Below are 11,595 nucleotides of genomic sequence, written 5' to 3'. Positions count from 1 at the left end.
GGGTGGCCATGCGGGTGACGCGGTCGGTGAACTTGACGACGCCCTGGGCGACTGGGCGGCGGGTCTTTTCGTACTCGTCGAGGGTGGATTCCGGGGCGCCGTCGACGACCGCGGCGAGCAGGCGGCCGAGCAGGGCGGCGTCCTGGATGCCGGTGTTCATGCCCTGGCCGCCGGCGGGGCTGTGGACGTGGGCGGCGTCGCCGGCGAGCAGGATGCGGCCGGCGCGGTAGTGGTCGGCAACCCGGTGGTGGACGCGGAAGCGTGAGCTCCAGATGATCTCCTCGACCTTGACCTTCGCGCCGGGGCGGCGGGCGTCGACGAGGGCCTGCACGTAGGCCAGGTCCTGGTGTTCGGGGGCGTCGGGGACGGTGGCGACGATGCGGTAGCGGTTGGGCTCCGGGTCCGGCAGCGGGGCGACGACGGTGACGCCCTCGGGCGAAAGATGCAGGGAGACTTCGTCACGCGGGTCCGGCCAGGTCATGCGGACGTCGGCGAGGACGAAGGATTCGGGATAGGTGGCGCCGGTGAAGCCGATCTGCGCGGCCTCGCGGACCTTGCTGTGCATGCCATCGGCACCGATGACCCATTGCGCCCGAATGGAATTCGCATTGCCGTCCGCATCGGTGTACTCGACGGTGACCCCGTCGGCGTCCTGGACGACGGAGGTTACCTCGTTGTGCCGGAACACCTTTGCCCCTGCCTTCTCCAGCCGCGCCAGCAGGATGGCTTCGGTGGATTCCTGACCGAGCATGACGGTGTAGGGGTACTTGGTGGGCAGTCCCTCGAAGGAGATGCGGGCCAGCACGCGGTCGGCATCGTGCATGACGAAGTGCGGCACCACGATTCCGCGCTCGTGCAGCTGCTCGGTGACGCCGAACTGCTCGAGCACCTCGAGGGTGCGGGCGTGCACGACCACCGCACGCGAGGTGTTGGCGCCCTCGGCCAGCTTGTCCAGCAGCACCACGTCCACCCCGGCGTCGGCGAGCGCGATGCCCGCGGTCATTCCGGCGGGACCGGCGCCGACGATGACGACCGAGGCGGTGGCGGGAACGGTGTTCATGACGACTCCTGATGCTCTGCCAACATTTGTTGGCCAACGTCTGTTGAATTAGACAATACGACCCGGTCGCAACGGTGTCAACAGTTGTTGGCCAACGAACGTTGGCAGACTGCGACAACACGACGCCGGTGCCGTGCGGGTTGTCAGGGGATGGTGATGAAGCCCTGGGCGGCCATCCAGGTGCGGGCGACCTGGGCGGGTTCGCGGCCTTCGACGTCGACCTGGCGGTTGAGGTCGGTGATGGTCTCGTTGGTCAGCAGGCGGGAGATGGGGGTGAGCAGGTCGACGATCTGCGGGTGGGCGGTGGCGAAATCCTTGCGCATGACCAGGGCCGCATTGTATTTCGGGAAGAAGCCGCGGTCGTCGTCGAGCAGGCGCAGGCCCAGCGCGGGGATGCGGCCGTCGGTGGCGGCGACGGAACCGAAGCGGCATTGCCGGGCGTCGGCGACCGCCTGGTAGACGATGGCGTCCTGGACGATCTGCTTGTTCGCCTTGCCGGCGTCGAACCCGTATTTGCGTGCCATGCCCGGGAATCCGTCCTGGCGCACGCTGAATTCGGTGCCGATGCAGGTGGCGGCCGACCCGGGATCGGTGTTGACCAGGTTCGCGTATTGGGACAGCGTGGTCACGCCGGTGTCCGTGGCGGTCTTCGCGCTGGCCACCATGGCGTAGGTGTTGTTCATGGGAGCCATTGCGGCCCAGACCATTCCGTGCGCGGCGAGGTCGGCGTCGCGGACCGCCTCGAACTGCTCCTGCGAACCGGCGACGGGAGATTCGTTGCCCAGATAGTTGATCCACCCGGTGCCGGTGTAGTCGTAGGCGATATCGACCTGGCCGTGCAACTGGGCGTCGCGCAGGCTGTTGGAGCCGGTGATATTGGTCAGGTCGCGCACCTCCGCGCCCGCCGCGGTGAGCGCGAATTCGACGAGGTAGCCGAGGATGCTCTGCTCGGTGAAGTCCTTGGAGCCGACCGTGATTCGCACACCCTTCAGCTCCGATACCGGCCGGATGCTGCCCGCCCCCACCCGCAGCGGCACCGCACTGCCCGCCTCCAGCCCGCACGCGCTGACCAGCAGCACCAGGATCGAGGCGAATGCCGCACAGCCGCACCGGATTCGGGATCTCACCGCAGTCCTCTCGGTCCCAGATAGCGTTCGGCCAGCGCACCTAACCAGTCGACCAGCAGCGCCAGCCCGACCGCCAACAGCGCACCCACCCACAGCGTGACGTTGTCCCGCAGCTTGTATCCGGTATCGATGAGAATCCCCAGCCCGCCCGCACTCACCAGGAACGACAGCGTCGCGGTGCCGACCGCCAGCACCAGCGAGGTCCGCAGCCCCGCCAGAATGTAGGGCACGGCCAGCGGCAATTCGATCCGCCGCAACACCGTCAACGCCGACATCCCTTGCCCCCGACCGGCATCGATGAGCGTCGGATCCACCTGCTGATACCCGAGGATGGTGTTGCGCAGTACCGGCAGCAGTGACACCAGCACGATCGGCCCGACCCCGATCCAGAACCCGGTCGTGCGGGTGATCAGATAGAACAACACGATCAGTCCGATGGCGGGAGCAGCCGCGCCGATATTCGCGATGCCGACGAAAAACGGTGCCAGCAACCGAAATCGATGCCGAGTGAGCAAGGTACCCAACGGCACCGCAATAGCGACGACAATCGCCACCACCGTCACCGTGATCAACACGTGCTGCCTGATAACAGTGACCAGATTGTCCGCCGTCAAGCTGGCCCGCTGCGTAGTGGTCATATCCCGATCGAACCCCCACACCAGCACTCCCCCACCGAGCGCCACCGCCAACACCGGCTGCGCCAACAGCCGAATCCGCTCCGCCCGCCGCTCGGTCTGCGCCGTCATGCGGACTCCCCGTCCGCTGAGCCCTGCCCCGCGCGTAGCGCCGAGAGGTGCGCGACCAAGGTGTCGATCGTGATCAGCCCCGCGTACTCCCCGCGGTTGCCGGTGACGACGGCGTTCGCGGTGCTCTCGGCCAGCAGGGCTGCGAGGGCTTCCTGGAGGGTGGAGCGCAGCGAAACCCCCTCGCCCACGGGCGTTCCAACGTCGTTCAGCGATGTCGCGTTTTCGAGCTGGGTGCGGGTCACCCACCGCAGCGGCCGGCGGTTCGCGTCCACGATGAGGCCGAAGTCGCCGTGCTGTTTGGTGAGCGTCTTCCGCAGGGATTCGACCGAATCCGTCTCCGTCGCGGTCGGGCAGTCGCCGAGGTCGACGTCTGCGACCCGGGTGAGGGTGAGGCGCTTCAGCGCGGCGTCCGCACCGGCGAATCCGGCCACGGTCGCATCGGCCGGATCGGCGAGCACGGCGGCCGGGGTGTCGTATTGGAGGATGCGGGATCCGTTGCCCAGCACCGTGATCCGGTCGCCGAGTTTGACCGCCTCGTTGAAGTCGTGGGTGACGAAGACGATCGTCTTGCGCAGTTCCGCTTGCAGACGCAGCAATTCGTCCTGGAGCAGTCCGCGCGTGATCGGGTCGACCGCGCCGAAGGGTTCGTCCATGAGCAGCACCGGCGGATCGGCGGCGAGGGCGCGCGCGACCCCGACCCGCTGCTGCTGGCCGCCGGAGAGCTGGCGCGGGTATCGACCGCGGAAGGTGGCCGGGTCGAGGCCGACCAGCGCGAGCATTTCGTCGACCCGCTCCGCGACGCGCTTACGGTCCCAGCCCATCAACCCCGGCACCGTCGCCACGTTCTTGGCCACCGTGAGGTGCGGGAACAGCCCGGCCTGCTGAATGGAATACCCGATGCCCCGGCGCAATCGGTCCGGATTCTCCGCCATCACATCGCGCCCGCCGATGGTGATGGTGCCCGCGCTGGGCTCGATGAGCCGGTTGATCATGCGCAGCGTCGTGGTCTTCCCGCAGCCGGAAGGCCCGACCAGCACCACGATCTCACCGGCGGGGATGGTCATGGACACGCTGTCGACGGCCGGATCATCCTGTCCCGGATAGCGTTTGGTGACCGAGTCGAGCACGATCTCGACACCGGAGACGGCGGCGGTCTCGTTATCGGGCACGGATACCTCCGGGAGTGGTCAGTCGTCCGAGCAGAACCAGCAGGGCGTCGAGCACCAGCGCCAGCACCACGATCAGCACCGTGCCGGTCAGCGCCTGCGGCACCGCGGTCGGCGTGCCGAGCCGCTCCAGCCCTGAGAAGATGAGATTCCCCAGCCCGGGGCCCTTCGCATACGCCGCGATCGCCAGGATCCCCATGATCAGCTGCGTGCTCACCCGCATCCCGGCCAGAATCGCGGGCCACGCCAACGGCAGCTCGATACCGGTCAGCACCCGCAGCCGGTTCATGCCCACACCGCGCGCGGCATCGGTCACGGCCGGATCCACCGAGGACAGCCCGACGATCGTATTGCGCAGGATCGGCAACAGCGCGTACAGCACCAGCGCGGTCACCGTAGGCGGAACCCCGAGTCCCAGAACGGGAATCAGGATGCCCAGCAGAGCGAAGGAAGGAATGGTCAGAATGATGCTGGCGGCAGCGGTGGCGGCGGCCGACCCCAGCGGACTGCGGTACACCAGCACGCCGATGACCACCGAGACCAGCGAGGCGATCAACACCGATTGCACGACCGCCGAGACATGCAGGTAGGAATCCGTCAGCAGCTGCTGACGATGGTCCGCGACATAGGTCCACAACGTGTCCAGTGCGCTGCCCTCCCACTGGGTTCCGCTGTGAGCGTACCGGCAAGCGGGCTTACATCGGGCCGGTTCGGCCCGGTCTCATCCCTGTGCGAGGGAGTGAAAGACGTTGGCGGTGCGCGTATGTGAGGCCGCGCAGTACACGATGATGCGCTGGTCGGTATCGGAAATGTGCAGCACCTGGCATTGGAAATCGAGCGGGCCGAATTCGGGATGGCGGATCCGTTTGCGGTGGTTGCGGCGCACCTGCACGTCATGGGCGGACCACATATCGGCGAATCGCTTGGAAGTGCCGAGCAGTTCGGTCACCAGGGCCGCCAGCGCCGGATTCCCGGGATAGCGGGCGTAGGCGGCGCGCAGATCGGCGACGATGGCGCGCGCGAAATCGCGCGTGTCGGCATCGGACCATTGCGGATGGTCGGCCGCCTCACGGAACATCCAGCGCACCATGTTCCGCTCATGATCGGGAACGCTGTCCAGATCACCGATGAACGGCCCGGCCGCCCGATTCCAGGCCAGCACCTCATAGGTCGCGTCCACCACATAAGCGGGCGTCGATAGGTTGTCCAGAATCGTCCGAACCGACTGCTGCACAGTGCGATTCGGCCCGCTCACCACCGGCGGATTCTCCCCCGCCATCCGGAACAGATACTCCCGCTCGTCCACCGTGAGCATGAGCGCCCGCGCCAGCGCCGCCAGCACCTGCCGCGACGGCTTTGCCCCCCGCGCCTGCTCCATGCGTATGTAGTAATCCACCGAGATACCCGCCAGCTGCGCCACTTCCTGCCGACGCAATCCCGGCGCCCGCCGGTTGAGTCCATTGGGCAAGCCGACATCACCCGGTGTCAGCCGATTCCGGCGAGCCCTCAAAAAGGCCGCGAGTTCGTTCTTGTCAGCCATGCCTCCAGTGTGGTCGCTGTCCCGCACTTTGGGTGGTACAAGTTGGGCCTCCCGCCGAAACCCCAGCAGGGCGATGCTTTTTCGCATGAGCAGAACAGCATTCATCACCGGAGCCAACAAGGGCATCGGATTCGAGACCGCCCGGCAGCTGGCCGCGCGCGGCATGACCGTCCTCCTCGGCGCGCGAGATCCCGGGCTCGGGCAGGCGGCCGCGGACAAACTGCGGGCCGAGGGCGCGGACGCCCACTTCATCCAGATCGACGTCAGCGACGAGGAATCCGTCCGGCGGGCCGCCGCCCGCATCGAGGCGGAGTTCGGCCGGCTCGACGTTCTCGTCAACAATGCCGGGATCGGCGGCGGTCTCGACGGCGACGGCAAGCCGTCCTCGGGCACCCTCGCCACTCTGCGGCACGTGTACGAGACCAATGTGTTCGGCCTGGTCGCCGTCACCAATGCGCTGCTGCCGCTGCTGCGACGCGCCGAAGCCGGACGAATCGTGAACGTGTCCAGCGAAGTCGGCTCCCTGGCCGGACGCACCAACCCGAACAGTCCTCTCTCGCAAATGGTTTCGGCGATCCCCTACACCTCGTCCAAGACCGCCGTGAACATGGTGACGGTCCTCTACGCGATGGAACTGAAGGACACCCCCATCAAGGTGAACGCCGCCAACCCCGGCTACACCGCCACCGACCTCAACGGCAACAGCGGTTTCCGCACCGCCGAGCAAGGCGCGGAACCCAGCGTCCACCTCGCCACCCTCCCCGCGGACGGACCGACGGGAACGTTCTACGGCCACATCTGGGGCAAGGAGGAATACGGCATCATCGAGTGGTGAAAATGGGCCTGAGCCTACATTTTCGGCCCTCCACGAGCAGTTTCCTGCTCGCAGGCGGCGGAAAATGTAGGAATAGGCCCATCTGCACGCCGGTCTAGCCCAGCAGTCCGCCGCGCCGCTCCCGCAGCAGCAGAAGGGAGTATGCGGCGATCGACTGGGCGTCGACGATCACGCCCTCGGTGATCATGTCCTCGAGTTGACCTCGTGAGAACCAGGCGGATTCCATATCCCGCTCGGACCACTCCCGCTCATGCGCGCCCGCGGTCAATCCGGTGGCCAGCACGACGTGCCCGTATTGCGTGCTGGTTGCCGGGGCCGGGGACACCTTTCCCAGTAGGGTCAGCCGTTCCGCGCGCAGGCCGGTTTCCTCGCGCAACTCCTGCCGGGCCACCGCGATCGGATCGAAGTCCTCGCCCGCTACGGCCCCACCCGGGAACTCCCAGCACCGCCGCCCCAGCGGATACCGATACTGCTCGACGAGCTGAAACCGCTCCCCGTCCCACGGAATCACCACCGCGAAGTCCGCCTTCCGGATGAAGGCGTAGATCGACTCCTCCCCATCGCCCTGCCGAACCACGTCCTCCCGCAGCGTGATCCACCGATTCGAGTAGATCTCCCGACTCTCGACCGTCTCCATGCCCCGATCCTGCCCCACGCCCCCGGCAATCGACCAAGATCAGGGAGCTCCCAGCGCGAAATTTTGCCCGAATCGCGGCACTGACAGCTCCCTGATCTTGGTGGGAGCGCTGGGCGTGCGGTCGGGCGAGCGGCCACTGCGCGCTAGTGGTGGCGGGCCGGGCCCTAGGTGGTCGTGGCGGGCTAGCAGCGGCAGGCGCGGGGCGCTAAGGGTTCGCCGCGGGCTAGGAGCGGTAGGTGGGGCGCCAGCGGTGGTCTGGGGCTAGGAGTGGCGGGCTGGAGCGAGGGCGTGGCGGGCTTCCATCAGGGCGAAGCCGAGGAGGTTTTCGCCGCGCCATTGGGAAGGGTCTGTGGCGGCGGGGTTTTCGGCGGGGAGGCCGATGCCCCAGATGGTGTCGTGGGGGGCGGCTTCGACCAGGACCTTGTCGGAGGTGGCGAGGAGGAAGTCGCGGAGCAGGTCGTGCTGGCCGAATTTGGCGATGGAGCCGCGCAGGACGATGTCGAAGCGGTGTGCTTCCCAGGTGTCCTGGTCGAAGCCGGAGATGGCGCGGCCCAGGCGTTTCGCGTCGGCGGGGGTGTCGGCGGCCAGGACGCGGGTGCGCATGGGCTCGTCACCGAAGAGGCGGGCCTTCTCGGCCATCATGAAATGCTCGGCGCTGCGGTAGGTCTGGCCGTCGACGGTGAATTCGACCGGCCACCACTGGCTGAGCACCCACTTGCCCACCTCGTGCCCCGGGGTGCGCGTATGCCCCCAGAAGAACAGAAACTCCGGTCTAGCCCCGTCCGCCATCTCAGCTGTCAGCTGCGCCCTGTCCACGCCGCCAAACCCTAGCCGACCCAGGTGACAGGGTCGCGTGCTTATTCCGCCACGCCGCCCCGACGCGCCGCCGCACCACACCACCCGCGCCAACTTCGCACGGACGCGCCAGCTCGGCGAAATCCGCGGGTCGGCCGATTTCGCCCGGGGCCGTGATCAACTCGCCAGGGCGCGGAGTTGGGTCATGATTTCGGCGGGTGGGTGGTCGTGGACTCGGTAGCGGGGTGGGTCGTAGTCCGGAGCGGGGTCGAGGGGCACCAGGCGGGTCACCTCGTCCCAGGCGACGCGGAAGACGTCGCCGTCGTGGGCTACGAAGCAGATGTAGTGGGCACGGGGTAGCAGGTTGGGTGTGCCGTCGGGCCAGGAGGTCATGGTGGTCTCGGTGCCGTCGGGATTGCGCAGGTGCAGGAGTTCCGGGATGCCGGTCTCGTCTTCGCGTTCGGCGCGCAGCCGCTCGGTCTGCGCGCGGTAGGCGCTGACGGCCAGCTGGATCTCGGCGTGGCGGATGGCGGCATACGCCGGATGGTCCGAATCGACGCGGTACGGGACGAGTTCCCCGTCGTCGTCGATGGTGTAGGGAACGGTGGACAGCGGCCGCAGCGCCGCCTCGTAGCGTTCCTCGGCCAGGTGCATGAGCTGCACCAGTATCTCTGGGGTCGCACCGAGCACCACGAACATGCCCAGGTGCCCGGGTAGGAAAAGCAATGGGCGCGTTTCACTTCGGACCGCCGCACCCGCCAGCCAGCCCGCCACCAGCGGCAGCGACCCGACATAGCTCTCCCCGTCATCATCGGCGAATTCCAGCACCCGCACCCCGGTCACCGGTTCGAACGCCTCCAGGGTGTTCATGGCCAGGTCGGTGAGGTTGGCGTGCGCGATGGAGTACACCGTCTCGGCGTCCACGCCCCAGCGCGAAAGATCCTGCCTGGTCACGAATTGCACGGTGCTGGGCAGATCGATGACCACCAATTCCGACAGATACGGCAATGCGGGCCGGGCCAGCACCAGATCGCGCCCGTCGACGCCGTCGAGCCGAACCGCCCCGTATCCGGCCTTGCGCAGCACCGGCCGCAGCCTGGGCGCCACCTGCTCCCACCCGGCGGGCGCGTCCGGCGGCAGCAGCAGCGCGTCCACGGCCTCGAACAGCCCCGCGTCGATCTTCCCGTCGAACCGCCGATACAGCGTGTCCAGGTTCAGCTTCGCCGCGTACCCGTTCTTCAGCACATACGCGATCTCGTACGCCTCGGCATCGAATCGGGCGGACTCCACGGCGTCGTACCCGAGCACCTGTTCCAACACCTTCTTGCCGAACCGATTTCGCCCCGACCCGAACACCCCGCCCAGGAAACTCATGGCGCGGACTCTACGCCCGACCGACGACAATCGCTCCCGGCAAATTCCCAGGGAACCCATGCGCCACAACCGAAAACGCGCTGTTCACACGGTGTCCGCGCGGTGCTCACTGAGACGGCTGTCCAACTACGAGCACAATGCGCGTGACTATGGTTAGCTGTAGCGCCATGAGCACGCCCGTCTCCACCCACCCCGACGAATATCTGCCCCGCGACACCGCGGATGTGGTTCGGACCGTTCGGGATTCGCGACGTTCTACGAAACCGCTGATCATCCGGGGTGGGGAACGGCCGGACGAGGAGTTCGGGCTGCCGGATCAGGGCAGCGTGCTGAGCCTGCGCAAGATGAACCGGGTGCAGGTGGTGGACGCGGATGCCCGGACGGTGCGGGTGCAGGCGGGGGCGCGCCTCTACGACATCGACCGGACCCTCGGCGCGCACGGGCTCGGGCTGCCCATCGTCGGCGACCACCGGGACATCACGGCGGGCGGATTCGCGGCGGTGGGCGGGCTGTCGGCGGCGTCGCACCGCTACGGCATGTTCAGCGACAATGTGGTCGAGGTCGAATACGTCGATCAGGACGGGCGATTCGGCACCTGCGGGCGCACCCATCACGCCGAGCGCTTCCGCCGGATCCTGGGCGGCGGCGGGCGCACCGGGATCATCACCGCGCTGACGCTCGAGGTGACCGGCATCGACAAGGACCGCACCTGGCTCACCACCGACGCGCACCGCTTCCTGGACTTCGACACCTGGGTGGAGCACTCCTACAAGGAGATTCAGTCGCCGGGCGATTCGCTGCTGCAGGTCGGCCGCTGGGTCGACACCGCGCCCCTGAAGGTGGCCCGACCGGTCGGTACCGGCACCGTGCAACTGGGCACCGTGCGCTTCGGCCAGTGGTCGAGCCTGCACCCCACCACCCCGAACCTCTCGCTGCGCGCCCGCCGCGAGGTCGGCGCCCGCGCCCGAAAGTCTCTGGGCGCCATCGCCGCCTCGGCGGGCGGCCGCGCCGGCATGCCGGTCCGCAATGCCGCCGCGGGCGCGCTCATGTTCGCTCCGAAGGTGCTGACCCTGCGCGATGCGGAGTACCTGGCCGATACCGTCATCTCCTCCTCCGAGCGCGGACCGGCCTACCGCGTCTCGGTTTTCGCACCCCTGTCGAACTACGCACGGGTCTTCCACGGCCTGCACGACCTGTTCGCCGGACACCGCGAGCGCACCGGCTGCTTCACCGTCATCTCGGCCATGACCTATGGCGTGCGGTCCCGCTACCTGCGCGAACTCGATGACGAGGACCACGGCTTCATCACGTTCACCTGCCGTTTGCGCCCGGCCGCGCTGCCCTCGGAACTGTTGCGCGACATCGTCTCCGGAATCGACGAGATCTGTCTCGCCGAACGCGCCCGGCGTTATGACCCGACCGAATAGAATGTGTTCCGCCGCACTGCCAGCTATCGGTTAGCAGCCGAGTTCTCTTCTCCAACAGCCCGGCTTCTCGACTCGAACAGCACCGGCGGAGCGGCGGTATCGGTGCTGTCGGCGGGGCATCGGTGCATGGTTCATGCTCAATCCTCAGATGAAGGTTGCCTGTCCCATGATCGAATTCCGTGCTGCCCGCCGCCCCCGCTCCGCCGGCTCCCTCGCGGGGGAACTACCGATATCGGGCAAACGCATTGTCGTCACCGACGCCACCTCCGATATCGGGCGGGAAACCGCGCGACTACTGGGTTTTCACGGCGCCGAGGTAATCCTGGTCGCGCGCAACGGCTCCCAGCTGGTCGAGGAGTGCGCCACCATCATCGAGGCCGGGGGTCGCGCGCACTGGTTCCGCTGCGACATCTCCGCCCTCGGCGATGTGGATCAGCTGGTCGAATGGCTGCTCACCGAATTCGACGCCATCGACGTGCTGGTCAACAACACCGGCCGCCCCACCCGCCGCCCGGTCCTGCAGTCGCTGGACCGCTTCCGCGACTACCAGCGCATGATGTCGGCGTACTACTTCGGCCCCCTGCGCCTGACCCTGGGCCTGCTGCCCGCCATGCTCGCGGGCGGCGCGGGCCACGTGGTCAATGTCGGGCCCTGGAGCGCCAACACCGGCGCTGCCCCCAATTTCGCCTCCTACGCGGCCGCCCAGGCCGCCTGGACCACCTTCGGCCAGTGCGCCGACGCCGAGCTCTCCCCGCGCGGCATCCACGTCACCACGGTCCAATACCCGGCCTTCAAGCTCGACGCCGAATCCCCCACGTACATCCCGGATTCCGCCCTCGACCCCGCCGAGGCCGCCCGCTGGATCGAGACGGCCATCCGCACCCGCCC

Annotated in this window: 12 protein-coding genes; 3 read left to right on the top strand and 9 right to left on the bottom strand. The window is 67.7% G+C overall.

Going from position 1 to position 11,595, the window contains the following annotated elements; genetic code table 11:
• The 6 genes from ACAM49_RS34610 to ACAM49_RS34585 form a co-directional block, all read right to left on the bottom strand.
• The coding region (locus ACAM49_RS34610) for an FAD-dependent monooxygenase (protein WP_369639755.1) at positions 1–1,060 on the bottom strand (1,060 nt) is incomplete at its 3' end.
• Positions 1,061–1,203: 143 nt separating this feature from the next.
• Positions 1,204–2,187, bottom strand: a complete 984-nt coding sequence (locus ACAM49_RS34605; protein WP_369639754.1) for a glycine betaine ABC transporter substrate-binding protein — start codon at positions 2,185–2,187, stop codon at positions 1,204–1,206.
• Positions 2,184–2,933 carry an ABC transporter permease gene (locus ACAM49_RS34600; protein WP_369639753.1) on the bottom strand — a complete coding sequence of 250 codons (750 nt, stop codon included), beginning with the start codon at positions 2,931–2,933 and terminating at the stop codon, positions 2,184–2,186. The genes ACAM49_RS34605 and ACAM49_RS34600 overlap by 4 nt, the downstream gene beginning before the upstream one ends.
• On the bottom strand, positions 2,930–4,102 hold the full coding sequence (locus tag ACAM49_RS34595) for an ABC transporter ATP-binding protein (RefSeq protein WP_369639752.1): 1,173 nt from the start codon (positions 4,100–4,102) through the stop codon (positions 2,930–2,932). Before ACAM49_RS34595 ends, ACAM49_RS34600 begins: the two co-directional genes overlap by 4 nt.
• Entirely contained in the window at positions 4,092–4,745 is a 654-nt protein-coding gene (locus ACAM49_RS34590; protein WP_369639756.1) for an ABC transporter permease, read from the bottom strand. The genes ACAM49_RS34595 and ACAM49_RS34590 overlap by 11 nt, the downstream gene beginning before the upstream one ends.
• Positions 4,746–4,820: 75 nt before the next feature.
• Positions 4,821–5,639 carry a helix-turn-helix transcriptional regulator gene (locus ACAM49_RS34585; protein ID WP_369639751.1) on the bottom strand — a complete coding sequence of 273 codons (819 nt, stop codon included), beginning with the start codon at positions 5,637–5,639 and terminating at the stop codon, positions 4,821–4,823.
• 85 nt (positions 5,640–5,724) lie between these two features.
• Between ACAM49_RS34585 and ACAM49_RS34580 the strand changes: the two genes are divergently transcribed.
• The gene (locus ACAM49_RS34580) at positions 5,725–6,474 is read left to right on the top strand and encodes an SDR family oxidoreductase (protein ID WP_369639750.1); all 750 of its coding nucleotides are present in this window, start codon (positions 5,725–5,727) and stop codon (positions 6,472–6,474) included.
• 94 nt (positions 6,475–6,568) lie between these two features.
• Here the strand turns inward: ACAM49_RS34580 and ACAM49_RS34575 are convergent, their stop codons facing one another.
• The 3 genes from ACAM49_RS34575 to ACAM49_RS34565 form a co-directional block, all read right to left on the bottom strand.
• Complete coding sequence (locus ACAM49_RS34575; protein WP_369639749.1) at positions 6,569–7,111, bottom strand: NUDIX domain-containing protein; 543 nt, start codon at positions 7,109–7,111, stop codon at positions 6,569–6,571.
• Positions 7,112–7,372: 261 nt separating this feature from the next.
• Positions 7,373–7,927 carry an NADAR family protein gene (locus ACAM49_RS34570; RefSeq protein WP_369639748.1) on the bottom strand — a complete coding sequence of 185 codons (555 nt, stop codon included), beginning with the start codon at positions 7,925–7,927 and terminating at the stop codon, positions 7,373–7,375.
• Between the two features lie 156 nt (positions 7,928–8,083).
• Entirely contained in the window at positions 8,084–9,280 is a 1,197-nt protein-coding gene (locus tag ACAM49_RS34565; RefSeq protein WP_369639747.1) for a hypothetical protein, read from the bottom strand.
• 167 nt (positions 9,281–9,447) lie between these two features.
• On the opposite strand from ACAM49_RS34565, the gene ACAM49_RS34560 reads away from it, so the two are divergent.
• Together ACAM49_RS34560 and ACAM49_RS34555 are read left to right on the top strand one after the other, a co-directional pair.
• The gene (locus ACAM49_RS34560) at positions 9,448–10,707 is read left to right on the top strand and encodes an FAD-dependent oxidoreductase (protein WP_369639746.1); all 1,260 of its coding nucleotides are present in this window, start codon (positions 9,448–9,450) and stop codon (positions 10,705–10,707) included.
• A gap of 166 nt (positions 10,708–10,873) precedes the next feature.
• Positions 10,874–11,595, top strand: a 722-nt coding sequence (locus ACAM49_RS34555; RefSeq protein WP_369639745.1) for an SDR family NAD(P)-dependent oxidoreductase, incomplete at its 3' end; no start/stop codon positions are given.

The sequence above is a fragment of the Nocardia sp. JMUB6875 genome (assembly GCF_041154655.1).
Classification (GTDB): Bacteria; Actinomycetota; Actinomycetes; order Mycobacteriales; family Mycobacteriaceae; genus Nocardia.
This window is presented reverse-complemented; position numbering and strand designations above follow the sequence as displayed.